General features: G+C 64.5%; 21 protein-coding genes. 11 read left to right on the top strand and 10 right to left on the bottom strand.

Annotated elements, in window-relative coordinates; all coding sequences use genetic code 11:
* Positions 1 to 75: 75 nt before the first annotated feature.
* The gene (gene cpdR / locus LG047_RS01985) at positions 76 to 450 is read right to left on the bottom strand and encodes a cell cycle two-component system response regulator CpdR (protein ID WP_036281656.1); all 375 of its coding nucleotides are present in this window, start codon (positions 448 to 450) and stop codon (positions 76 to 78) included.
* Positions 451 to 641: 191 nt separating this feature from the next.
* On the opposite strand from cpdR, the gene LG047_RS01980 reads away from it, so the two are divergent.
* Complete coding sequence (locus tag LG047_RS01980; RefSeq protein WP_370634970.1) at positions 642 to 1601, top strand: N-formylglutamate amidohydrolase; 960 nt, start codon at positions 642 to 644, stop codon at positions 1599 to 1601.
* Between the two features lie 30 nt (positions 1602 to 1631).
* Complete coding sequence (gene hisN / locus LG047_RS01975) at positions 1632 to 2435, top strand: histidinol-phosphatase (RefSeq protein ID WP_227964986.1); 804 nt, start codon at positions 1632 to 1634, stop codon at positions 2433 to 2435.
* Here the strand turns inward: hisN and LG047_RS01970 are convergent.
* A complete protein-coding gene (locus LG047_RS01970) occupies positions 2432 to 3376 on the bottom strand; it encodes an alpha/beta fold hydrolase (RefSeq protein ID WP_227964985.1) in 945 nt (314 codons plus the stop codon). The two genes, hisN and LG047_RS01970, sit on opposite strands and share 4 nt — an antisense overlap.
* Positions 3377 to 3464: 88 nt before the next feature.
* Entirely contained in the window at positions 3465 to 4031 is a 567-nt protein-coding gene (locus tag LG047_RS01965) for a TlpA disulfide reductase family protein (RefSeq protein WP_227964984.1), read from the bottom strand.
* A 243-nt stretch (positions 4032 to 4274) separates the two neighbouring features.
* Here LG047_RS01965 and LG047_RS01960 point away from each other — a divergent pair, with 243 nt between their 5' ends.
* A complete protein-coding gene (locus LG047_RS01960) occupies positions 4275 to 4739 on the top strand; it encodes an Hsp20 family protein (protein WP_036287186.1) in 465 nt (154 codons plus the stop codon).
* A gap of 56 nt (positions 4740 to 4795) precedes the next feature.
* Here LG047_RS01960 and LG047_RS01955 read toward each other — a convergent pair whose 3' ends face one another.
* The gene (locus LG047_RS01955; RefSeq protein WP_227964983.1) at positions 4796 to 5947 is read right to left on the bottom strand and encodes a hypothetical protein; all 1152 of its coding nucleotides are present in this window, start codon (positions 5945 to 5947) and stop codon (positions 4796 to 4798) included.
* Positions 5948 to 6436: 489 nt separating this feature from the next.
* Here LG047_RS01955 and gltB point away from each other — a divergent pair, with 489 nt between their 5' ends.
* Complete coding sequence (gene gltB / locus LG047_RS01950; protein WP_370634969.1) at positions 6437 to 11146, top strand: glutamate synthase large subunit; 4710 nt, start codon at positions 6437 to 6439, stop codon at positions 11144 to 11146.
* 67 nt (positions 11147 to 11213) lie between these two features.
* Here gltB and LG047_RS01945 read toward each other — a convergent pair whose 3' ends face one another.
* Positions 11214 to 11444, bottom strand: a complete 231-nt coding sequence (locus LG047_RS01945) for a hypothetical protein (protein WP_227964982.1) — start codon at positions 11442 to 11444, stop codon at positions 11214 to 11216.
* 460 nt (positions 11445 to 11904) lie between these two features.
* On the opposite strand from LG047_RS01945, the gene LG047_RS01940 reads away from it, so the two are divergent.
* Together LG047_RS01940 and LG047_RS01935 are read left to right on the top strand one after the other, a co-directional pair.
* On the top strand, positions 11905 to 13323 hold the full coding sequence (locus LG047_RS01940; RefSeq protein ID WP_227964981.1) for a glutamate synthase subunit beta: 1419 nt from the start codon (positions 11905 to 11907) through the stop codon (positions 13321 to 13323).
* A 6-nt stretch (positions 13324 to 13329) separates the two neighbouring features.
* Positions 13330 to 13539 carry a hypothetical protein gene (locus LG047_RS01935; RefSeq protein WP_036281644.1) on the top strand — a complete coding sequence of 70 codons (210 nt, stop codon included), beginning with the start codon at positions 13330 to 13332 and terminating at the stop codon, positions 13537 to 13539.
* 67 nt (positions 13540 to 13606) lie between these two features.
* Here the strand turns inward: LG047_RS01935 and LG047_RS01930 are convergent, their stop codons facing one another.
* Complete coding sequence (locus LG047_RS01930) at positions 13607 to 14302, bottom strand: L,D-transpeptidase (protein WP_227964979.1); 696 nt, start codon at positions 14300 to 14302, stop codon at positions 13607 to 13609.
* Positions 14303 to 14452: 150 nt separating this feature from the next.
* Positions 14453 to 15826, bottom strand: coding sequence for an SGNH family hydrolase (locus LG047_RS01925; RefSeq protein ID WP_227964977.1), 1374 nt, complete (start codon positions 15824 to 15826; stop codon positions 14453 to 14455).
* Between the two features lie 68 nt (positions 15827 to 15894).
* Here LG047_RS01925 and LG047_RS01920 point away from each other — a divergent pair, with 68 nt between their 5' ends.
* The 3 genes from LG047_RS01920 (at position 15895) to LG047_RS01910 (ending at position 18120) form a co-directional block, all read left to right on the top strand.
* The gene (locus LG047_RS01920; RefSeq protein ID WP_036281639.1) at positions 15895 to 16374 is read left to right on the top strand and encodes a hypothetical protein; all 480 of its coding nucleotides are present in this window, start codon (positions 15895 to 15897) and stop codon (positions 16372 to 16374) included.
* A gap of 101 nt (positions 16375 to 16475) precedes the next feature.
* Positions 16476 to 17198 carry a ribonuclease T2 gene (locus LG047_RS01915; RefSeq protein WP_227964975.1) on the top strand — a complete coding sequence of 241 codons (723 nt, stop codon included), beginning with the start codon at positions 16476 to 16478 and terminating at the stop codon, positions 17196 to 17198.
* A 76-nt stretch (positions 17199 to 17274) separates the two neighbouring features.
* Positions 17275 to 18120: a 23S rRNA (adenine(2030)-N(6))-methyltransferase RlmJ gene (locus tag LG047_RS01910; RefSeq protein WP_227964973.1), complete on the top strand. Its 846-nt coding sequence runs from the start codon at positions 17275 to 17277 to the stop codon at positions 18118 to 18120.
* Position 18121: 1 nt separating this feature from the next.
* Here LG047_RS01910 and LG047_RS01905 read toward each other — a convergent pair whose 3' ends face one another.
* Positions 18122 to 19198, bottom strand: a complete 1077-nt coding sequence (locus LG047_RS01905) for an alkene reductase (RefSeq protein WP_227964972.1) — start codon at positions 19196 to 19198, stop codon at positions 18122 to 18124.
* 80 nt (positions 19199 to 19278) lie between these two features.
* Here LG047_RS01905 and LG047_RS01900 point away from each other — a divergent pair, with 80 nt between their 5' ends.
* Positions 19279 to 19875, top strand: coding sequence for a glutathione S-transferase (locus tag LG047_RS01900; RefSeq protein ID WP_227964971.1), 597 nt, complete (start codon positions 19279 to 19281; stop codon positions 19873 to 19875).
* Between the two features lie 111 nt (positions 19876 to 19986).
* Here LG047_RS01900 and lysM read toward each other — a convergent pair whose 3' ends face one another.
* Positions 19987 to 20520 (bottom strand): peptidoglycan-binding protein LysM, encoded by a 534-nt coding sequence (gene lysM / locus LG047_RS01895; RefSeq protein WP_036281630.1) that lies wholly within the window; start codon positions 20518 to 20520, stop codon positions 19987 to 19989.
* 124 nt (positions 20521 to 20644) lie between these two features.
* A complete protein-coding gene (locus LG047_RS01890; protein WP_227964970.1) occupies positions 20645 to 21325 on the bottom strand; it encodes an outer membrane protein in 681 nt (226 codons plus the stop codon).
* Between the two features lie 371 nt (positions 21326 to 21696).
* Between LG047_RS01890 and LG047_RS01885 the strand changes: the two genes are divergently transcribed.
* A complete protein-coding gene (locus tag LG047_RS01885; RefSeq protein ID WP_227964969.1) occupies positions 21697 to 22470 on the top strand; it encodes an SDR family oxidoreductase in 774 nt (257 codons plus the stop codon).
* Positions 22471 to 22535 lie beyond the last annotated feature (65 nt).

Here is a 22535-nt window from a genome sequence, read left to right as displayed (position 1 = left end):
GCCCACCGGGCGCAACTTTCCACGCCGAACGCTACGGGCAATCCGGCGCGGGGAATCGAAAATCGAAAGAAATGCTTACGCGGCCAGCATGCGCTGCACCTCGGTGACGAGATCGCGCAGATGGAAGGGCTTGGACAGGATTTTCGCCTGACGCGGCGCCTGATTGTCGGGGTTGAGCGCCACAGCGGCGAAACCCGTAATGAACATCACCTTTATATCGGGGTCGAGCTCCGTAGCCCGGCGCGCGAGCTCGATTCCGTCCATTTCCGGCATCACAATGTCGGTAAGGAGCAGTTCGAAGGGCTCGACGCGCAACTGGTCATAGGCGGAAAGCCCGTTGTCGAAAGAGCTCACGGAGAATCCTGCCTGCTGCAACGCCTTGACGAGGAAGCGCCGCATGTCGTTGTCATCCTCCGCAAGCAGGATTTTCGCCGTCGACCGATCGTTCATCGCAGTCCTCTCGAATTTTTCCCCATAGAGCCGCAGCTTCGTAAATATTAGGTGAAAGTCGCGCCACTCCACGTTAACCTACAAAGTCATATATTCCGATTTCGCGAACCTTTCGAGCATCCGCGTTGCGAACCTCGCGGGTTGATGGGGTAGGGTTGCGAAGCCAGCGAGGGCGTGAGCGAGGCGTTCGGATGGACGACGACCGGGGACATGAAGGCTTTTTGCGAAGGGACGCCGCCGCGCCCTGCGAGCCAGAATTCATGCCGCCTTTGGAGGTGATAGAGCCGGCCGTGCTTCTTTCGCCGCTGGTTTTCTCCTCCCCGCATTCGGGTAGCGTCTATCCTGCGCGCTTCCTCGCCGCCTCGAGGCTCGACATCTCCATGCTCCGCCGATCCGAAGACGCATATGTCGACCAGCTTTTCGCTTCTGCGCAGGCTGTCGGGGCGCCGCTGCTGCGCGCCCATTTTCCTCGCGCCTATCTCGACGTGAATCGCGAGCCTTACGAACTCGATCCCAAACTGTTCGACAGCGCCTTGCCGAATTTCGCAAACACACGTTCGCTTCGGGTGGCCGCAGGGCTCGGCACCATCCCGCGCGTCGTCGCGGATGCGCGGGACATATATTCGTCGCGCTTGCCCATAGACGAGGCGCTGCGACGCATCGAGGGGCTCTACAAGCCCTACCACGCGGCGCTGCGTTCGCTGATGGAGCGTGCGGCGAGGCGTTTCGGCTTCGCGGTGCTCGTCGACTGCCATTCCATGCCTTCGACCAGCGCCCGCGATCCCGCGCTCGCGGCGCGGGGCGACAAGCGCCGTATCGATTTCGTCATCGGCGACAGGTATGGCGCAAGCGCCGCGCCGGCCGTCGTTGACGGGGTAGAGGAGCGGCTGCGGCGTTGGGGCTACAATGTGCAGCGCAACCGGCCCTATGCCGGCGGCTATATCACCGAGCATTTCGGCCGGCCTGCCGCCGGTTGGCATGCGGTGCAGATCGAAGTCTCGCGCGGGCTCTACATGGACGAGACGACGCTCGAAAAAAACGCGCGTTTCCCGGTGATCGCCGGACACCTCGCCGAAGTCGTCGATGGCCTCGCCCATGACGTCGAGACCGACGAAGCCTTCGGCGGCCCGCGCCGCGCGGCGGCCGAATAAAAAGCGCGCCCTCGCTCGCCCGGAGTTTGAATGACAGCCGTCGATTTCGAGAAATTCGTCGAACATCTCGCCGATGTGTCCGGCGAGGCCATCGTCCCCTTCTTCCGCACTTCGATCTCCGCCGACGACAAGGCGCACGGCGGTGCGTTCGATCCCGTCACCGAGGCGGACCGCGCGGCTGAACTTGCCATGCGCCGTCTGATCCAGACGACCTTCCCGAGCCACGGGATCATTGGCGAGGAATTCGGCTCGACGGACGAAGACGCCGAATATGTCTGGGTGCTCGATCCGATCGACGGCACCAAGAGTTTCATCTGCGGTTTTCCGACCTGGGGCACGCTCATCGGCCTCTCGCATCGCGGCCGGCCCTGCTATGGGCTCATGCACCAGCCCTTCACGCGCGAGCGCTTTCATGGCGACGGCGAGGCGGCTTTCTGGCGCGGTCCGGCGCGTAACGGCAAGGGCGGCGAGGAGCGGCGCAAGCTCTCCGTGCGCCCGTGCCCGAGGCTTTCGCAGGCGACGCTGATGACGACGTCGCCGCTCCTCATCGATCCGGCGCTGCGCGAGAATTTTCATCGCGTCGAGCGGGAGGTGAGACTGTCGCGCTACGGGGGCGACTGCTACGCCTATTGCGCTCTCGCGGCCGGGCATGTCGATCTTGTGATCGAGACGAATCTCAACCCCTACGACATTGTCGCGCTGATCCCGATCATCGAGGGCGCCGGCGGGATTGTCACCACATGGAGCGGGGGGAGCGCCGCGCAGGGCGGCTCGATCATCGCCGCCGGCGATCGGGCGTTGCATGACGCGGCGTTGAAGCTCCTCGCCGGTTAAGCCGCCCGTTCACCGGGAATGAACGCGTCGAATGCGCGCCAGAACTGGTCGCGCAATTCGTCGCGCTCCATCATGATCTCGTGCTTGGCGCCGGGGACCATCACCAGCGCGCCATTGTTGAGATTTTGCACGAAACGCTCGATGGCCGGGTTGGAGACGATGTCCTCGCGGCCGCAGGCGACGGTCAGGATCGGCGTGCGGATTCTGCGCGCATATTCGGGCGCCTCGAAGCGTTTCATCAGCCGGAAGGCGGCGTTGACCCAGCCGATTGTCGGATCGCCGATCGCGAGCCCCGGCGCCTTTCTGAGGATTTCGGCGTTGCGGGCGAAGCGAACCGGGTCCGTGGTCAGCAGATTGTTGTCGAAGGGCTTCTCGATGAAGGAGCGGCCCGTGCCGCCGGGGATGAACATGCCGCCCAGTCCGATCATGTCGAGCGTGTCGGCGAGCCAGCGCGCGCCGCGCGGGAAGCGCAGGTTCGCGAGGTCGATCATGGGCGCGGTCGTGACGAGGCGCTGGAATGGCGGCCGGCTTGAATGCGCGGCGTCGAGCAGGATCGCGCCGCCCATCGAATGCGCAAGAGCGTACCAGGGTTGGGGACGCGAACTGAGAACCTGAGTGACGAAGGCCTCGAGGTCGCGCTGATATTGCGAGAAGTCGTCGATGTGCCCCTTGCGCGGATCGTCAAGTTCACGTTGTGACCCCGCTTGACCGCGCCAGTCCATGGTGACGACGTCGAAGCCGCGTTTGCGAAGATCCTCGATCGTCTCGAAATATTTCTCGATGAATTCGTTATGCCCCTGAAACAGCGCGATCGTACCGCGCGGCTGCGTGGGGCAGGGGAAAATCGCTGCGCGCAGCAATCGACCGTCGCGCGTGCGCAGGCCAAGGACTTCAGCGCGCTCCGGGATGGGGTTGTCGGCGGTCGCGACGAGGTTCAGCATTTTGTCTCCGCGGCGCGAAGGCCGATTCTCTTCCGCCGAAGAATAGAGCATTTTTTCGCGCCGACCGAGAGCGCCGCAGCCAAATCGCTTATGGCGCGCAGAAGGCTGCGAGGCGCTGCGGCTCTGCGAAGTCCATCTTGCCGCTGACGATCGCCTGCACTTCCCCGGCAGGGGTCAGCAAATAGTGCTGCGGTGTGACGACGCCGCCCGAGGCGGTCAGGCCGTAGAAGGCGCGCGCGGCCTTCGCCTTCGCCACGTCGGTCTTTGTGGAGTCTCCCACGCGGTAGAATTTCCAGGGCAGGCCGAACGTCCTGAACTTTGCAAGATCCTTGGGAAAATCGCTCGCCCGCGCGGAAACGAAGACGACGTTCCAGCGATCGCGGCATTTGTCGGCGATGGCCTTGAAACCCGCGATTTCCGCGCGGCAATTGGTGCACCAATGCGCCCAGAGGGTCACGAGCGTGGGCTTGCCGTTCGACATCACCCCGCGAAGGTCGAGCGGCGCCCCTTTTTCGTCGACGAGGTCGATCTCTCTCAGCGAGGCTATCATCTGTTCTTCGGTCACGGCGCGCGGAGTCTGCACGCCGATGATCTCGGCCCGGGCCTGCGCCGTCCATATCGTCGAGAAAAAAAGAAGAGCGAGAAATCGTTTCATGCGTGGCCCCATGAAGAACGGCGGCCCAACGCCGCGCGGCCCTGTCATAGCATAGTCGGCGGCGGCGCGGGTGCGGGTTCCGTTCGTCGCCGGGACGAATCCTTCGCCGCGCCGTTTTCGGCGCCCTTGAACTCCGCCGCGGCGCTTCCCAAATCGGGTTTAGCGCGGGCCAAAACGGACGCGCAACAGGCGCGGCGCGGTCAGGCAAGCGCGCCGCATGTCGCTTCAGACGGAGGATATGTCATGCGTCATTTCGATCTTTCCCCTCTCTATCGCCAAACGGTGGGTTTCGACCGGCTGTTCAATCTGCTTGATCAGGCAAGCGGGATTGACAGCGCCTCCACCTATCCGCCCTACAACATCGAGCGCACGGGCGAAAACGCCTATCGCGTGACACTCGCCGTTGCGGGTTTCTCGCGGGAAGAACTGGCGATCGAAACCAAAGAGAACACGCTGTCGATCAAGGGCTCCAAAGAGCAGGGTCCGCCCGCGCAAGGTCGTGAGCTCCTGCATCAGGGCATCGCCGCCAGAGCGTTCGAGCGTCGCTTCCAGCTTGCCGACCATGTGGTCGTGACTGGCGCAAGCCTCGTGAACGGTCTGCTTCATGTAGACCTCGTGCGCGAGATTCCCGAGGCTCAGAAGCCGCGCCGCATCGAGATCGGCGCCGGCGCGCCGACCGCAACGGTCGTCGAGTCGAAGGCTGCGTAATAGCGAGACGACATCACCTGAAAACGGGAGGGGCGCCGGTTCGGCGCCCCCTTTTTTTATCCGCCCGACTTTGGCTTTGTCGCGCTCTCCGGAGTCTTCGCCGTCTCTGGCTGTTTTGCGGTCGCCGGCGTCGCCGCCGCGGGCGTCACGGCCGACGCTCCCGAGGCCGCGGCAGGGGGCACGATGGCGCGGCGGGAGGAGCCGCCGGTCGAACGTGCCGCAGTCGAGCTCCCTGCCGGCGCCGCAAGTCTTGCAGCCTCCGCGGCGTGCGGGGGCGCGGCCGCCTTGGAGGCTTCAGCGGCGCGAGGCGCGGCCGCCGTTTTGGCGGCTTCGGCCGACGCGGGGGCGGGAGCCGCGGCTTTCTGCGGCTCGGCCGCCACGGGCGCCGGCGGCTTCGTTTCCGCAGCCGGGGCAGGCGTTTGCGCGACCGGCTTGGCGGTTTCGACGGCTGCTGCGGGCTTTGCGGTTTCCGCGGGAGGCGCTTTTGCCGGGGCGGCGGCTGTCGGCGCCGGCGCCGGCGCGGCGCCCGATGGCGGCGTCGGAACAGGCTGCACCGGCGCAGGCTTGCTGCCGGGGCTGCCGTTGGGGGACGGAATATAGGGCGCCGGCCTCGCGGGCGAGGGCATGACAGGACTCGGCCGAGTGTGTTGTGGCCGCGCGTGAGAGGGCGCGACATGCATGGGCGCAACCGGATTCGGCCGCACCGGATTGGGCGCGGCGACCTCCTGCGATCCCGGCCTTTTCTTTTCGGTCGGAGTCGCGCCGCGCGGCTCGCCGCCATAATCGCGCACGACGGGGCGGGAGCCGCCGAGCGGCTCGATGACCCTTCCTCCGTCCGAAGGCTCGCGGCCGATTTGCGGCGGCGGGCCGATCCTCACGGCGCGGATGATCTGGCCCTCGAACGGATCGATGAAGAAGCGCATTTCGCCCTCGCGACGGTTGACGCCGGTCGCGACGACCTGATCGCCGCGCTGGCCGAGAGGCCCGACGAGCTGATAGCCCTCCCGCGCGAGGATGCGCGCAACCGAGCGACGCGAAGCGAAGCGCGGGGCCTCGTCATAGTCGTCCGGCGGAATGTCGTAACGATAGGTGTAGGCGAAGGGCCGGAAGAAGAACTGCGCATTCGCCGCTTGCGGTGTCGCCTCACAGGCCAAAACGACGCCGAGCGTGAGCGCCACGCGCCAGCTCTTCCATGAAAATGCGGTCATTGTGAGTAATCCCGTCGTCGCCCGGACGGTCGATCCGGGCGCCTCCATGCTCGGCCGCGAATGCGGCAAGCGTAGGACGCCGCGCTGTCCCTCTGCCGAATCCGGGAGCGGTTGCTTGTCACCCGTGCATAAATCTGGCAGAAATATGCGGCGTCGATATGTCAGCGCTACTGACCTTTCGGCGCGGTTCGCCCTCGCAAGTCGCTCATATTCCTGTCCGGTCGCCGATCCAATGCAGGCGCGGGGAAGGAGGGATCGACCTTCGAGCGGTTTGGCGCGCCTCTTGCCTTCAGGGCGCGGCGCTCGGATGGAAGCGCGAGGCGCACGGAATTTGGCCGGCGAAAAGTCGGCCGGGATCGGAGCGAGGACGGGACGGGCGCGCGGGCGCTTCTAACAGTCCTGGTCTTGCTCTAAGCAGTTTTGGATCGAGAGGAGAGACGGGACGACGGCGCGGGAGGACGCGTCGCGTAACGTCGAGGAGACGCCGCCATGACGAAGGTCGCGAAGACGAAGGCCGCAGAGCAAGTCGCCGCCGCGCAGGAAATCGCGATCGGGCGCGATCCTGCGCTGCCGCTGGCGCAGGGCATGTACGACCCCTCGCAGGAGCATGATTCCTGCGGCGTTGGCTTCGTCGCCAATATGCGCAACGAGAAATCGCACGCCATCGTCGAGATGGGTCTTCGCATCCTGCTCAACCTCGATCATCGCGGCGCCGTCGGCGCGGACCCGAAGCTCGGCGACGGCTGCGGCATCCTCGTCCAGATTCCGCACGACTTCTTCAAGGCGGAATGCGCGAAGCTCGGCTTCGATCTGCCGGCGGCCGGCGACTACGCCATCGGCCAGTTCTTCCTCCCGCGCGACCCGGACACTCGCGCCAAGGCGCGCGAAATCATCGACGCCTCGATCAAGGAAGAGGGGCTGACGGTTCTCGGCTGGCGCGATCTGCCGGTCGATTCGAGCGACCTCGGCGAGGCGGTGAAGGCCGTCGAGCCGCATCACGCGCAGATTTTCGTCGGCCACGGCCCAGACATCAAGGACGGCGACGAATTCGAGCGCCGCATCTATCTGGCGCGCAAGGCCGCCTCCAACGAAATCTACAAGCTCGGCAACGGCGGCCGCGAGTTCTATGCGGTATCGGTGTCGACGCGCACCATCGTCTACAAGGGCATGGTGCTCGTCTCGCAGCTCGGCGAATATTTCCTCGACCTCAAGGACGAGCGCTTCGTGTCGGCGTTGGCGCTGGTGCATCAGCGCTTCGCAACCAACACTTTCCCGTCCTGGCGCCTCGCTCACCCTTATCGCTTCGTTGCGCACAACGGCGAGATCAACACGCTGCGCGGCAATCTGAACTGGATGGCCGCGCGTCAGGCGTCGGTGGCGTCGCCGCTCTTCGGAGACGGCATCAGCAAGCTCTGGCCGATCTCCTATGAAGGCCAGTCGGACACGGCGTGCTTCGACAATGCGCTCGAATTCCTCGTGCGCGGCGGATATTCGCTCGCTCATGCGGTGATGATGCTGATACCGGAAGCCTGGGCCGGCAATCCCCTCATGGATGAAGACCGCAAGGCCTTCTATGAATATCACGCGGCCCTGATGGAGCCGTGGGATGGTCCCGCCGCCATGGCCTTCACCGACGGCCGCCAGATCGGCGCGACGCTCGACCGCAACGGCCTGCGCCCCGCGCGCTATCTCGTCACCGACGACGGGCTGGTGGTGATGGCGTCCGAAATGGGCGTGCTGCCGATCCCGGAAGAGAAGATCGTCACCAAATGGCGCCTGCAGCCGGGCAAGATGCTGCTCGTCGATCTGGAGCAGGGCCGCATCGTCTCCGACGACGAGATCAAGAAGGAGCTGTCGAACTCCCATCCCTACAAGGAATGGCTGGCTCGCACCCAGATTCAGCTCGAGGACCTCAAGCCCGTCGAGCCGCGTCCCGCGCGCGCCGATGTCTCGCTGCTCGATCGTCAGCAGGCCTTCGGCTACACTCAGGAAGACCTCGATCTCCTCGTCTTCCCGATGGCCGTCACGGGTCAGGAAGCCGTCGGCTCCATGGGCACCGACACGCCCGTGTCGCCGCTCTCCGACAAGGAGAAACTGCTCTACACCTATTTCAAGCAGAACTTCGCGCAGGTGACCAATCCACCGATCGACCCGATCCGCGAAGAACTGGTCATGAGCCTCGTCTCCTTCATCGGTCCGCGTCCGAACATTCTGGATCACGAGGGCTCGGCGAAGAAGAAGCGCCTCGAAGTTCGCCAGCCGATCCTGACGAGTGAAGACCTCGAAAAGATCCGCTGGATCGGGATGGTCGAGGACAGCTTCGACACCAAGACGATCGACATCACCTATGACGCCGCCAAGGGCGCGGAAGGTCTGCGCGGCGCGATCCAGCGTCTGTGCGACCGCGCCGAGGAGGCGGTCACGGGACGTTACAACATCATCATCCTGTCCGACCGCATGGTCGGGCCGGACCGCATTCCGATCCCCGCGCTGCTCGCGACGGCGGCGGTGCATCACCACCTGATCCGCAAGGGTCTGCGCACGTCTGTCGGCCTCGTCGTCGAGACCGGCGAAGCGCGGGAAGTGCATCACTTCGCGTGCCTTGCGGGTTACGGCGCCGAAGCGATCAACCCCTATCTCGCCTTCGAGACGCTCGCGGCCTCGGCCGACGATTTCCCGAAGGACGTTGATGCCGCGACCGCGATCAAGCGTTACATCAAGGCCGTCGACAAGGGGCTTCTGAAGGTGATGTCCAAGATGGGCATCTCCACCTATCAGTCCTATTGCGGCGCGCAGATTTTCGACGCGGTCGGTCTGGCGCAGGCGTTCGTCGACGAATATTTCACGGGCACCACGACGCGCGTCGAAGGCGTCGGGCTCGACGAGATCGCCAGGGAGACGGTGCGCCGTCATCGACTCGCCTTCGGCGACGCGCCAGTCTATCGCGACGCCCTGGACGTCGGCGGCGACTACGCCTTCCGCATCCGCGGCGAGGCGCATAGCTGGACGCCGCAAACGATATCGCTGCTTCAGCATGCGGTGCGCGGCAACGCCCGCGACCAGTATCGCGCCTTCGCCCGGGAGTTGAACGAGCAGGACGAGCGTCTGCTCAATCTGCGCGGCCTGTTCCGCATCAAGAACGCCGAGGAAGACGGCCGCAAGCCCGTGCCGCTCGATGAAGTCGAACCGGCGAGCGAAATCGTGAAGCGCTTCTCGACGGGCGCCATGTCGTTCGGCTCGATCTCGCGCGAGGCGCACACCACGCTCGCCATCGCGATGAACCGCATCGGCGGCAAGTCGAACACGGGTGAGGGCGGCGAGGAGCCGGATCGCTTCAAGCCGCTGGCCAATGGCGACTCGATGCGTTCCGCGATCAAGCAGGTCGCTTCCGGCCGCTTTGGCGTGACGACGGAATATCTCGTCAACGCCGACATGATCCAGATCAAGATGGCGCAGGGCGCGAAGCCCGGCGAGGGCGGCCAGTTGCCGGGCGACAAGGTCGATGCGGTCATCGCCAAGGTGCGTCATTCGACGCCGGGCGTGGGCCTCATCTCGCCGCCGCCGCATCACGACATCTACTCGATCGAGGATCTTGCGCAGCTCATCTTCGACCTGAAGAACGTCAATCCGAAAGCCAATGTCTCCGTGAAGCTCGTCTCCGAGGTCGGCGTCGGCACCGTGGCCGCCGGCGTCTCGAAGGGCCGGGCCGATCACGTGACTATTTCCGGTTACGACGGCGGAACGGGCGCGTCTCCGCTCACCTCGATCAAACATGCGGGATCGCCGTGGGAGATCGGCCTTGCCGAGACTCATCAGACGCTGGTGCTGAACAATCTGCGGTCGCGCATCGCCGTGCAGGTCGACGGCGGTCTGCGCACGGGCCGCGACGTCATCGTCGGCGCGCTGCTGGGCGCCGATGAATTCGGCTTCTCGACGGCGCCGCTCATCGCAGCGGGCTGCATCATGATGCGCAAGTGCCACCTCAACACTTGCCCGGTCGGCGTCGCGACTCAGGACCCGGTGCTGCGCAAGCGCTTCGTCGGCCAGCCGGAGCATGTCATCAACTACTTCTTCTTCGTGGCCGAGGAAGTGCGCGAGCTGATGGCGCAAATGGGCTACCGCAAGTTCGAGGATCTCGTCGGCCAGATGCAGATGCTCGACAAGCAGAAGGCGTTTGCGCATTGGAAGGCGCAGGGTCTCGACTTCTCGAAGCTGTTCCACAAGCCGACGGGCGAGGGTCCCGAGGTGCGCCACAGCGCGACGCAGGACCACGGTCTCGACAAGGTCCTCGATAACAAGCTTATCGAGCAGGCGCGTCCGGCGCTCGACCGCGGCGCAAAGGTCTCGATCGAGACGCCGATCCGAAACGTCAATCGCACGACGGGGGCGATGCTCTCGGGCGAAGTGGCGCGCATCTATGGACACGCCGGCCTGCCGGAAGACACGATCGACATTCGCGCCACCGGCACGGCGGGACAGAGTTTCGGCGCCTTCCTCGCGCGCGGCGTGACGCTGCGTCTCGAGGGCGAGGCCAACGACTATGTCGGCAAGGGCCTCTCGGGCGGCAAGGTGATCGTCTATCCGTCGCGCCAAGCGCAGAAGATAGAGCCGTCGAACTCGATCATCGTCGGCAATACGGTGCTCTACGGCGCCATCGCGGGCGAGTGCTATTTCCGCGGCGTCGCGGGCGAGCGCTTCGCGGTGCGCAACTCGGGCGCCATTGCGGTCGTCGAGGGCGTGGGCGACCACGGCTGCGAATATATGACCGGCGGCGTAGTGGTGGTGCTTGGCCAGACCGGCCGCAACTTCGCGGCGGGCATGTCCGGCGGCGTCGCCTATGTGCTCGACGAGGACGACACGTTCTCGACGCGCTGCAACCTGGCGATGGTCGACCTGGAGCCGGTGCGCGACGAAGAGACCGCCATGACCGACGCCTATCACCAGTCGGGCGATCTCGAGACGCATGGCCGCGTGGACATCATGGGCGACATGACGCGCTTCGACGCCGAACGCCTGCGCCAGCTCATCGCCAATCATCTACGCCATACGGGCTCGACCCGCGCGCGCCAGATCCTGGACGACTGGGCGGTCTACAAGGGGAAGTTCCGCAAGGTGATGCCGGTCGAGTATCGCCGTGCGCTGAATGAGATGGCTGCGAAAAAGCAGAAGCCGGAGCGACTTGCCGCCGCCGGAGAGTAAGCAATTTCCGCGATATGCGGCCAGCGCGGGGAACACCTCGACGCTGGCGCATATCGGGCGGCTTCGCCTAGCGGCACATCCAATGGCCGTGCTTGTTGCGGCAGGGGTGGTGGGGGTGAACATGATGGCCCCAGTCCCGGTGCATATAGCGGTGATGTCCGCCAATGTTCTGGTGGCGGCTCAGCTCACGTCTGTGATGCCGATGCGCGTCATGGTCGTGGTGATCGAAAGCGAGAGCCGGACCGGAAATGGCCAGCATGACCGCGCCGGCCGTGGCGAGAAACAGTGATCTACGCATGATATCCTCCCGGTAAAACAGCTCCTCCGGCCGCTTTTCACCGTAATGCGAACCTGGGAGCCACGACGTGAATTGTTCACGCTCAAGGCTCTTTGCAAGCCTGGCAGTTTCAATCGTTGGATCCGCTCATGCCAGGGGGGAGAGCAGGCCGTCTCAGGGATCGTCGACCCGTCGTCGACAGCGGCTAGCAGGAGAGACGCTGCGCTTTCGTGGTTTGGCGGGGCGTGGCGGGTAAGCGTAGCGATTGCGTGGCCTCACGTCGGGGCCTTGGAAAAGTGAGGGGTCGTTCGCGCCGGCTTGACGCGGCGCGAGCGAAAGCGTTTAGAACTTTTGCGAAATTGCGCAGTGGCGGCGGCTGTCGGCAAGCTGGCGGATTTCGCCTTTGTGTCCGGTCGCTCGGCCGGGGCAAACTAAAGCCCCGGTCGCGGCTGGAGCCCGATGCGAAAGGTTTGGAAGCAATATGGGCAAGGTCACGGGCTTTCTCGAAATCGATCGGCAGGATCGCAAATACAAGCCGGCGGCCGATCGCATTCGCCACTATGACGAATTCGTCATCCCGCTGTCGGAAGAGGCGACCCGCAATCAGGCGTCGCGCTGCATGGATTGCGGCATCCCGTTCTGCCACAACGGTTGCCCGGTCAATAACCAGATCCCCGACTGGAACGATCTCGTCTATCACGGCGAATGGAAGCGTGCGCTCGCGAACCTCCATTCCACCAACAACTTTCCGGAATTCACCGGCCGCATCTGCCCCGCGCCCTGCGAGGCCTCCTGCACGCTGAACCTTCAGGACCAGCCGGTCACGATCAAGACGATCGAATGCGCGATCATCGACCGCGGCTTCAAGGAAGGCTGGGTCGTTCCCGAACCGCCGAAGCGCAAGACCGGCAAGCGCATCGCCATCGTCGGCTCCGGGCCGGCGGGCCTCGCCGCCGCCCAGCAGCTGGCGCGCGCCGGCCATGAGGTCCATGTCTACGAGAAGTTCGCCAAAGCCGGCGGCCTGCTGCGCTACGGCATCCCGGACTTCAAGATGGAGAAGCACCTCATCGACCGTCGCATCGCGCAGATGGAGGCGGAAGGGGTGGTGTTCCACTACAACGTCAATGTCGGCTTCGACACGAAAGTGCAGGACCTCGTCGAACTGCATGACGCCGTGATTCTCGCCGGCGGCGCCGAGAAGCCGCGCGATCTGCCGATTCCGGGGCGCGAGCTGCGCGGCGTGCATTTCGCCATGGATTTTCTGCCGCAACAAAATCGCCGCGTCTCTGGAGAGCCGCTTACGACCAATGAGCCGATCCTCGCGACCGGCAAGCATGTGGTCGTCATCGGCGGCGGCGACACCGGCTCCGACTGCATCGGCACTTCGGTGCGTCACGGCGCGCTGTCGGTGACGCAGCTCGAAATCATGCCGGAGCCGCCGGCGAAGGAAAACAAGCTCCTTACCTGGCCCGACTGGCCCCTCAAGCTGCGCACGTCTTCCTCTCACGAAGAGGGGTCGAAACGTGAGTTCTCCGTTCTGACCAAGGAATTCGTCGGGGAAGGCGGCGCGGTGAAGGGCCTGCGTTGCGTCCATGTCGACGGCAAGATGCAGGAAGCGCCCGACAGCTCATTTATGCTGAAGGCCGATCTTGTGCTGCTCGCCATGGGTTTCGTCTCTCCCGTGCATGAGGGAATGCTGGAGCAACTTGGCGTCGATCTCGACAACCGCGGCAACGTCGTGGCGGATACGCGCGCCTATAAATCGTCGCGCGAGAAGGTTTTCGCGTGCGGAGACATGCGGCGCGGCCAATCTCTCGTCGTATGGGCAATCCGCGAGGGGCGCCAGTGCGCTCACGCAGTGGACGCCCATCTGATGGGCGAAACAAATCTGCCAAGGTGAGGAAACATGGTCAGCGAGAAATTGAATCTCTGGTATTGCGATACTTTCGTCAGCCAGCCATGGCAGTTCTTCTTCCTGCTGCTGCCGCTTGCGGGCGCGTTCCTTTACGGGCGCGAGCAGAAGAAGCTGGGCTGGACGCTGATCGGCATTTGGGTCGCGATCCAGGTGACCTTCTCCGCGCTGACCAATTTCGTCTTCAGCTGCAATCTTGAGTAAGAGCCGCGCAGCGCAATAAAAAAGCCCCGGCGAAAACCGGGGCTTTTCTTTTGCGGGGAGAGGTCTGTCAGAGCACCACGACGGCAGTGCCCACCTTCACGCGGCTGAAAAGATCCGTGACGTCATCATTCGTCATGCGGATGCAGCCCGAAGAGACGGCCTGACCGATCGTCCAGGGCTCGTTGGAGCCGTGAATACGGAACATCGTGTCGCGGTTGCCCGAGTAGAGATACATGGCGCGGGCGCCGAGTGGATTGTCTTCGCCGCCGGCCATGTGCCGGGGCAGGTCGGGGCGGCGCTTCAGCATTTCCTTCGGGGGCGTCCAGTCCGGCCAGCTTTCCTTGCGGCCGATGCGGACGCGGCCTTTCCAGGTGAAGCCTTCGCGGCCCACGCCGATGCCGTAACGCACCGCCTGTCCATTCGGCAGCGAGAGATAGAGATAGCGGTTCTGCGTGTCGACCGTGATCGTGCCGGGCTTTTCCTCGGTCGGATCTGGCATGATTTCGCGGGTCGAAGACGGATATTCCCGGCCGAGGCGTGTCTCGTCCTGACCGCGGTTATAAGCGGCGGCCGGTTGCTGCTGGTCGTTGTAATAGGCCGTCATTTCCTGTTGCGCCGGCGGCTCGTCCTCGAAGAGCGCCATGAAGCCGCGATCGTCAGCCTGTGCGCCGCTCGCGCCAAGGCCCGCCACCAAGGCGAACGCCGCGACGGAAAGAACACGCTGCGCCCTTGTTTTGATCTGCGACGACGGAACGAACGACATGACCCCTGCTCCTCAATTCCCCTGTGGCTTGGAGAATGCGCGAGGCGGGCAAATCGTTCCGTGCGCTGACGCACAATCGTAAATGAATTGCAAACGAAAATTGTAAACATGCGCCGATCCCCGGTTTGCTCCGGGATGTGCGCGGCGCGCTTACGGCTTCCAGGAATAATCGTCGGCGCGATTTGGCCGCGGCGCCTGGTCGCCGCCTTCCACGAACACATGTCGCGTCAGCGCCTGCGCCCCTGCGTCGGCGGCCGGCGCGGCCTGGGTCCGACGCGCGAGTTCGCCGCCGGCTGTCGCCGGGACCGCATTCAGCGGCTGCGTCGGACCAATAGCGGGGCGATCGGGAAGCGTTGGCGCGGAAGAAACAGGCGCCTCGACAGGGGAGCGGAAGACCACCGGCGCCCCATTCGGCGCGCCATGGCCCGCCGTCTGGGAGGCGGGCTGTCCGTCCTGTCCGGCGGGCGCCGTTGCTGTCGGCTGTCCCGACGCGGGCGCGGGCTCCGCCGGCTTGCGCGCGTCGTAGAGCTTCTTCACTTCGCTGGCGACGAAATGCGCGACGCTGCGCGCGCCGGCCTCGGTGAAATGCACGCCGTCGCCGGAGCGCAGCTTGACGATCTGGCCGTTGATGTCCGGACCGAAGGCGCTGTATTGGCCGCGCTCGTCCGCGAGCGCCTCCCACAGGTCGACGAAGACCGCGCCATTCGCGGAGGCGCGGTCGCGGAAGATTTCATTTAGCTTGGCCATGTCGGCCGAATAGCTTTCGTTTTTCATCACCGGCAGGCCCACCCAAACCACCGGGATTTTCTTTTCTTTGAAGGCGGCGATTATGGCGTCGACGCGGGCGGCGTAGATTTCTCGCCATTTCGGCGACAGCGGATCTAGGGCGTCCGCCCCCTGACGCAGCGTCTGGCGGTCGTTGCTGCCGATCATCATGACGGCGACGTCGATTTTCTGCGATCCGCCCGCCAGCTCTCGCGCGGCCTTGGGCCAATCGTAGAAGTCGTCGCGCACAAGGCCGGAGCTCTCCTTGCCCTTGCGCAGAACGGCGATGTCGGGCTTGTCGCTGAACGCTTCCTGAAGTCCGTTGGAAAGCAGAATGCCCAGCGTATCGCCCATCACGGCGACGAAATAGGACGGCGGGACCGCGGGCGCCGTAGTCGTCTGCTCCGCGCCCGGCGTCGCCGCGGAGCCCTCTGTCCGTTTGGCCGCGCGGCGGGGCGCGCGCGCTTCTCCGCCGCGCCAATAGGTGGGCGCGCGATTTTCCTGATGCGGCATCATGCGCCGCACACGCGGCTGGCTGGGCGGGCGTGAAGGGGCCGAACGCTGTCCGCCGCCGCCGCCGCCGAACAGACCGCCGAAGAAATCCGAGAACGGATCCTGCGCAAAAGACTCCGGCGCGCTCATCACCAGCGCGGCCATGACGAGTAGGAACGCCGCAAGCGCGCGGCGCGGGGAGAAGGATTTGCGGGTTCGTTCAGCGCTCATGAAGGGAATATAGGGACCGATCGTCGCCTCGTGCAAATGCGGCTTGACGCAGGAGGGGCTTTTCGCCTCAATCGCGCTGACTCATGCATCGCCGGGAGATAGGAATGCGACGCCGCGATCCAGCAATCGGAACCTTGTCGAGGGGACTGACCGCGGCGGCGCTCATGGCGTTGGGCGCGACGCCGGGTTTCGCCGGCCCCACGCTACGCGATCCCAATCCCCCCGCCGAGCAGCGCGTCCTGCCATATCCGGGCAATCTTCCGCCCTGCGCGGATTCACTGGTTTTCGGGGACATCGCGGCGACTTTCGCGCATCGCGAAAGCGAATATTGGGGCTCCACGCTCGCCATCGTCAGCTTCGATCGCGTGTCGGAGACCGGCTACCGCACGCATGGGCGGAGCTATATCCCGCGCCGCTACTGCGAGGGCGAGGCCCTGTTCAACGACGGCCAGCGCCGCCATGTCGTCTACAACATCGGCGAGTCGCTGGGCATGTTCGGCATCGGCTTCGGCGTGACCTGGTGCGTCGAGGGGCTTGACCGTAACCATGCGTTCAGTCCGAATTGCCGGGTCGCCGGCCCCTGACCGGCGGCTTCCGTTTCGTCCTTCCGAAAGTCGTTCGTCAAATGCCAGTCCGTAAAGCGTCTGTCTCCGCGCTGCGTGAATGCGCCGCGCAAGTCCTTTTTATGTCCGCTGTCGCCGTGTTTCTGGCGGCGCTCGGGAACGCCGCCGTCGCCCGCGACGATTGCATCCTCGACAATTGCGCCGATCAACGGCCGCCTGTCGAGCAGGCCCGCCCGCAGGGGGAGCGCTCGGGCGGCGGCGAATTCCGCAGCGGCGCGCCCTCGCGCGATTTCGATTTCTATGTTCTGGCGCTGAGCTGGTCGCCCGGCTTCTGCGAATATGTCGAAGGCGCGCGCGACCAGTGCGAGCCGGGGAAGGGCCTCGGCTTCGTCGTCCATGGCCTCTGGCCGCAATATGAGCGCGGTTTCCCGAGCGATTGCGCCGGGCCGCGCAGCCCCTCTCGCATCGCCCTGGAGCGCGCCAACGGCGTTTTTCCGGACGAGCGTCTGGCGCGTTACGAATGGCGAAAGCACGGGACATGCAGCGGCAAGAGCCCGAGCGATTATTTCGCCGACGTCGCCCGCGCGAGGGAAGCGGTGACGATTCCGCCGCTGTTCGTGAAGCCGAAACAGGCGCAGACCTTTACGCCGATCGACATCGAGCGCGCCTTCTACGACGCCAATCCGCGCCTCCGGCCCGGCATGATGGCGGTCGCCTGCCGGCGCGGCGTGTTCGAGGAAGTGCGCATCTGTCTCTCGAAAGACCTGCGCGAATTCCGCGCCTGTCCAGAGGTCGTGCAGCGCGGTTGCCACAATCGCGAGATCTCCGTCCCGGCGCCGATGTGATAGCTGGAGTAATTATTGGGCCGAGGGCCGCAAGGCTCGCGGCCCAAGACGGCGCCATCAACGGAATCCGTTTCGCATGAATTACCGCCATGCTTTCCACGCCGGCAATTTCGCCGACGTGTTCAAGCACGCGCTACTCGCTCGCTTGCTCGTTTATCTCACGCGCAAGGACGCGCCATTTCGCGTCATCGACACCCATGCGGGGGAGGGCGCCTACGACCTCGCCGCCGAGGAGGCCGAGCGCACGCTCGAATGGCGCGGCGGCGTCGGCCGGCTTGCGGACATGAGCGAGGCGAGCGACCAGACGCGCGCGCTGCTCGCGCCTTATCTCGATTGCGTAGGGCCGTTCGGCGAGGACGGGCGCCCTTTCGTCTATCCCGGCTCGCCAGCCATCGCCGCGCGGCTGATGCGCGCGCAGGACCGCGCCATCTTCTGTGAATTGCGCCCGGACGCTCATGAAGCGCTGCGCTATCGCTTCGGACGCGACGAGCGGATCAAGACGATCCACATCGACGGCTATACCGGGCTTGGCGCCTATGTGCCGCCAAAAGAGCGGCGCGGGCTCGTGCTCATCGATCCGCCTTTCGAGCGCACGGACGAGTTCGAGGCGATGTTTTCCGCCTTCCGTAGCGCCTACAGAAAATGGCCGACGGGCATATACGCCTTATGGCATCCGTCAAAAGACCCTTATGCGGAACGTAATTTCAACGACGCATTCGGGAAAAATGACATCAAGCGCGCGTTGCGCCTGTCGCTCGCGGTCGCGAAAGGCGGCGAAGGGCTACGCCGCACCGGGCTGGTTGTCATCAACCCGCCTTTCGTTTTCGAGGAGGAGGCGCGCGACATCCTCACATTTCTTGCCCCGCGCCTTGCGCAGGACGAAGGCGCGGGTTTCGAGATCGAGTGGCTGACGGGCGAATGAATCAGCCGCCCATCGCCGGATAATCGGTGTACCCTTCCGCGCCGGGCGTGTAGAAGGTCGCAGCTTTCGGCGCATTCAGCGTCGCCCCCGCCTTGATCCGCGCGGGGAGGTCGGGATTGGCGAGGAACGCTGCGCCGAAGGCCACGGCGTCGACCTTGCCGTCGCGGATCGCCGCGTCGGCCTCGTCGGCGCGATAGCCCATGTTCCCGATCAGCACGCCCTTGAACGCCTCCCGCGCGGGCGTCATCACGTCGCCCTGTTGCTTGCTGTAAAAGTCGCCGCGCATCACATGCAGATAGGCGAGGCCGAACTTGTCGAGCTCTTTCGCCAGCCACGCCGTCAGCCCGACGGGGTCGCTGTCCGACATGCCGTTGTAGCTGTTGAGCGGCGAGATGCGCAGGCCGACGCGATCCGCGCCCCAGACCGCGATCACCGCTTCCAGCGCCTCGAATATAAGCCGTGCGCGATTCTCGATCGGGCCGCCATACGGGCCGCTGCGCTTGTTGGCGCCGTCGCGCAGAAACTCGTCGAGGAGGTAGCCGTTGGCGCCATGCAACTCGACCATGTCGAAGCCGGCGGCTTTCGCGTTGCGCGCCGCCGCCTCGAAGCCCTTGACGATCCCCGGTATTTCGTCGTCGCGCAATTCGCGCGGCGTCACATAGGGCTGAGCGCCATGTGGCGTGTTGACCGCGCCATTGGCGATCGCAATGGCGGACGGCGCGACGGGCATGGCGCCGTCATTCAATAGCGGATGACAGGCGCGGCCGCCGTGCCAGATTTGCAGCGCGATCAACCCGCCCTTGTCGTGGACGGCGTCCGTCACGCGCCGCCATCCCTCGATCTGCGCTTGCGAATATATGCCGGGCTCGCGCCAGAAGGCGGAATTATTGGCCATGGCCATCGTCGCCTCGGCGATGACGAGGCCGGCGGAGGCGCGTTGCGCGTAATATTCCGCCATTAGCGCGCCGGGTATGTGATCGTCCTCCGCGCGGCAGCGGGTCAGCGGCGCCATCAAAATGCGATTGGGCAGGGTCAGCGCACCGACTTTCAAAGGCGCAAAAAGCGCGTCATGAGACATGATGATTTTCCCCGATGCGGCTCGATTCGCGCCGCGCTTCAGCTGTTTTATACAGGCCGCGAAGACGAAAGAAGACCGACATGATGATCCTCCGCTATTCCGCCGCCTCGCCTTATGCGCGCAAAATCCGCATCGCCGCCGATCTGCTGGGACTCTCCGACCGCATCGAAATCGTCGCCGCGAGCACCGCCGATCCCAACGACACTTTGCGGACGCAAAACCCCCTGGGGAAGATTCCGACGCTTATTCTGGAGGACGGCGTCGCGCTCTATGACAGTCGCGTAATCGCGGATTATCTCGATCATGTCGCTGGCGGCGGCAAACTCATCCCGGCGGAACCGTCGCGCCGTTTCGAGGCGTTGCGACTGCAAGCGCTGGGTGACGGAATCAACGACGCCGCGCTGCTCATCCGTTACGAGACGGCGACGCGCCCCGCGGCGTTGCGCGATCCCGCCGCGATCGAATTGCAACAGGGCAAGATCGACAGGGCGCTTGCTTCTCTCGAAGCCTCGCCGCTGTCCGGCGCGCCGGACATCGGTCACATCGCCGTGGCCTGCGCGCTCGGCTATCTCGATCTGCGGTTCGAGGGCGCGTGGCGCGCGACGCACCCACGACTCGTCGACTGGCTTGCCGAGTTCGCTAAGAAAGTGACCGCCTTCGACGCGACGAAGGCGTAAGGCCAATCGATAAAGTTGCCCGTCATTGCGAGGCGCCGGGCGCCAGAGCGGTCCGGACCCGAGGGGAGGCGTCAGGATCGTCCTTTCAAAATCGCAATGACGGGCGTCTCGTTATCCCTGCTTCACCTTCCCGGCGATTTCGGCCGGAGGCGCCCAGCCGCTCGCACTCGCGACTGCGACCTTGCCGCTCACGCCCGGAATGCGAAGGCGCTGACCCGGATAGATCTTGTCGGGATCCTTCAGCATGGGTTTGTTGGCTTCGAAAATCTCTTCATAACGCGCGCCCTGACCGGCGCCGTAATAGGTTTCCGCGATCTTCCAGAGCGTGTCGCCCGCCACGACCACATGCACGCCTGACGGCGCCTCGGGGTCCGCGTCGGGCGCAATGAGATTGTTCTCGACCTGCGCGACGCCCTTGGTGTTGCCGACCGCCAGGACGATCTTTTCCAGTTCCGCCCGCGAGTTCACCGCGCCATTGAGCGTGACTTTTCCGCCGTCGACCTCGATGTCGATTCCCGACGTGTCAAAGCCGTGGCTCGCGAGTTCCGCCATTAGCGCGTCGGCCGGCGCCGCGCTCGTGTCGGTCGCGCCCGCCGGAGCCGGCGCCGCCTTGCTCTTGCCCGTGAAAAAATCGAAAATTCCCATCGCAAAAATCTCCTGATCAAGACGCCCTCGGCGTGACGCTTCAGCCCGCCAAAGCCTAATCTAGCGCCTCGGTCGCCGGATGCGACATTCGCGCGGGCATAATCTCTCAGTTGCTCCCGATTTTTTAGAAATGGAAGTTCAGTCCGCCCTTGATCGACGAAGTATTCACCACGGAAGTCAGTGCGTTAGGCGAAAAATCGAAATAGCTGTCCGATCCCGTCGAGGTGAAAATATATTCGCCCTTCGCCGACAGATTTGAGGTGATCATATATTCGACGCCCGCGCCGAGGGCCCAGCCGGGCTGGAACGTCGCCTGATAGCCGTAAAAGCCCGTGAAGGGCGTCGTAAGGCCGATGGCGTTCTTGCTCGCCGCAAAGCCGCCGGTCACATAAAGCAGGGCGCGGTCGATCGAGTAGCCGGCGCGCCCGCGAAGCGTAAACATATCGTCGACTTCGCCGCGCGCGATGACGCCGAAAAAGGGCGCATTCGACTTGCTGACGCCCGTGAAGGCGAAATCGGCTTCCACGCCAAGCAGAAATTGCGGCGTGACCATATAGTTGTAACCGCCGGTGACGCCGATGAGACCGCCGTCCGCGCCGCCGATGAGAGTATTGGCGTCGTCTTCGAAAGAGCTGAAGGCGTATCCGCCATGCACGCCGACGTAGAAGCCGCTCCAGACAAAAGCCGGCGGCGGGGCGACATAGTCGCCTGGCGGTGGAGCGGCGCCGCGCGGCAGGTCTGCGGATAGGGCGGGGCCCGCCGCAAGGACGAAGGGGGCGAGCAGGGCGGCGACTTTGTTTTTCATAACAACGACTCCCACGGCCGCGCTGGATGAGCGGCGACGTATCGAGCTGCGGCGGATGTCTTGTGCGTGTAATTCCGCAGATCGAATGTTCTCAATTGCGAACATTCAGCTTAATGAATTATTGTTCCGCCCTGGCTTCCGATGATGGCAAAAGCATTCGTGCAAGAATTGTTTTTGTCAGAATTTGGATTGTTTGAGTTCAACATCATGTGAGCTTGCCGCAATCGTTAAAGGCGTTTCTAAAATTGTCTGGAGAGCCAGTCCATATTAGCTAATGTTTGGTGAATCGGTCCAAATTTACAAATGCGCGGACAGCGTTGACCTCGCGTCCGCGTCATGGGAAGCCCCGCCGGAAAGGGGGCGAGGCGACGATGAGCGAAGCAGGGAACAATGACGCCGGACCGGTTCTCGTGACTGGCGCGTCGCGGCGCATCGGCCTCGCGATCGCCGGAAGATTTGCGATCGAGGGGCGGTCGGTCGTGCTGCACGCGTCGCCCCGCTCGGAGAAAGACGCGGAGCTTGCCGCGCACGCTATCCGTGCACAGGGCGGCCGCGCGGCAGTCGCGGTCGCGGACTTTGCCGACGCCGCCTCGACCGGGCGCCTGATCGATGCCGCGGCGAACGCCTTCGGGCCGCTGACGCTTCTCGTCAACAACGCTTCGATCTTCGAGGTCGACTCCGCCGGGGATTTTTCGCTCGACCTTTATGAGCGGCACATGGCGATCAATCTACGCGCGCCGCTTTTGCTTGCGCGCGACTTCGCCGCAGCTTTGCCGCCCGGCGTCGGGGGCGTCATCGTCAACATCATCGATCAGCGCGTATGGCGCCTGACGCCGCGCTACTTCAGCTACACTTTGGCCAAGTCCGCGCTGTGGACGGCCACGCGCACCATGGCGCAGGCATATGCGCCGCGCATCCGAGTGAACGCCGTGGGGCCGGGGCCGGTTTTTCCCAATGAGGCGCTGGGCGAGAAGGAATTCGAGCTGGAATCGCGCGGCGTGCCGCTCGGCCATGCCGCGGATGTGACAGGCGTGGTCGACGCCGTCGTCTTTCTTGCCAAGGCGAAGAGCGTTACGGGCCAGATGATCGCGGTGGACAGCGGCCAGCATCTCGCATGGCGGACGCCCGACGTTGCGCCGGAGTGAGGGAATAGCTTGGAGCGGCGAGCCTGCCTTGACCGTGGCGAGAATGAAGGGAAATTTCCCCTGTT

Source organism: Methylocystis sp. WRRC1, assembly GCF_020733155.1.
GTDB lineage: Bacteria > Pseudomonadota > Alphaproteobacteria > Rhizobiales > Beijerinckiaceae > Methylocystis.
This window is presented reverse-complemented; position numbering and strand designations above follow the sequence as displayed.

What these genes read in the sequence shown, in the direction of transcription:
- LG047_RS01965 (WP_227964984.1), bottom strand. Translation starts at nt 4,031, where the DNA reads ATGAAACGATTTCTCGCTCTTCTTTTTTTCTCGACGATATGGACGGCG.
- LG047_RS01900 (WP_227964971.1), top strand. Translation starts at nt 19,279, where the DNA reads ATGATGATCCTCCGCTATTCCGCCGCCTCGCCTTATGCGCGCAAAATC.
- LG047_RS01885 (WP_227964969.1), top strand. Translation starts at nt 21,697, where the DNA reads ATGAGCGAAGCAGGGAACAATGACGCCGGACCGGTTCTCGTGACTGGC.
- LG047_RS01905 (WP_227964972.1), bottom strand. Translation starts at nt 19,198, where the DNA reads ATGTCTCATGACGCGCTTTTTGCGCCTTTGAAAGTCGGTGCGCTGACC.
- lysM (WP_036281630.1), bottom strand. Translation starts at nt 20,520, where the DNA reads ATGGGAATTTTCGATTTTTTCACGGGCAAGAGCAAGGCGGCGCCGGCT.
- LG047_RS01940 (WP_227964981.1), top strand. Translation starts at nt 11,905, where the DNA reads ATGGGCAAGGTCACGGGCTTTCTCGAAATCGATCGGCAGGATCGCAAA.
- cpdR (WP_036281656.1), bottom strand. Translation starts at nt 450, where the DNA reads ATGAACGATCGGTCGACGGCGAAAATCCTGCTTGCGGAGGATGACAAC.
- LG047_RS01955 (WP_227964983.1), bottom strand. Translation starts at nt 5,947, where the DNA reads ATGACCGCATTTTCATGGAAGAGCTGGCGCGTGGCGCTCACGCTCGGC.
- LG047_RS01910 (WP_227964973.1), top strand. Translation starts at nt 17,275, where the DNA reads ATGAATTACCGCCATGCTTTCCACGCCGGCAATTTCGCCGACGTGTTC.
- gltB (WP_370634969.1), top strand. Translation starts at nt 6,437, where the DNA reads ATGACGAAGGTCGCGAAGACGAAGGCCGCAGAGCAAGTCGCCGCCGCG.
- LG047_RS01920 (WP_036281639.1), top strand. Translation starts at nt 15,895, where the DNA reads ATGCGACGCCGCGATCCAGCAATCGGAACCTTGTCGAGGGGACTGACC.
- LG047_RS01945 (WP_227964982.1), bottom strand. Translation starts at nt 11,444, where the DNA reads ATGCGTAGATCACTGTTTCTCGCCACGGCCGGCGCGGTCATGCTGGCC.
- LG047_RS01960 (WP_036287186.1), top strand. Translation starts at nt 4,275, where the DNA reads ATGCGTCATTTCGATCTTTCCCCTCTCTATCGCCAAACGGTGGGTTTC.
- LG047_RS01930 (WP_227964979.1), bottom strand. Translation starts at nt 14,302, where the DNA reads ATGTCGTTCGTTCCGTCGTCGCAGATCAAAACAAGGGCGCAGCGTGTT.
- LG047_RS01890 (WP_227964970.1), bottom strand. Translation starts at nt 21,325, where the DNA reads ATGAAAAACAAAGTCGCCGCCCTGCTCGCCCCCTTCGTCCTTGCGGCG.
- LG047_RS01915 (WP_227964975.1), top strand. Translation starts at nt 16,476, where the DNA reads ATGTCCGCTGTCGCCGTGTTTCTGGCGGCGCTCGGGAACGCCGCCGTC.
- hisN (WP_227964986.1), top strand. Translation starts at nt 1,632, where the DNA reads ATGACAGCCGTCGATTTCGAGAAATTCGTCGAACATCTCGCCGATGTG.
- LG047_RS01980 (WP_370634970.1), top strand. Translation starts at nt 642, where the DNA reads ATGGACGACGACCGGGGACATGAAGGCTTTTTGCGAAGGGACGCCGCC.
- LG047_RS01970 (WP_227964985.1), bottom strand. Translation starts at nt 3,376, where the DNA reads ATGCTGAACCTCGTCGCGACCGCCGACAACCCCATCCCGGAGCGCGCT.
- LG047_RS01935 (WP_036281644.1), top strand. Translation starts at nt 13,330, where the DNA reads ATGGTCAGCGAGAAATTGAATCTCTGGTATTGCGATACTTTCGTCAGC.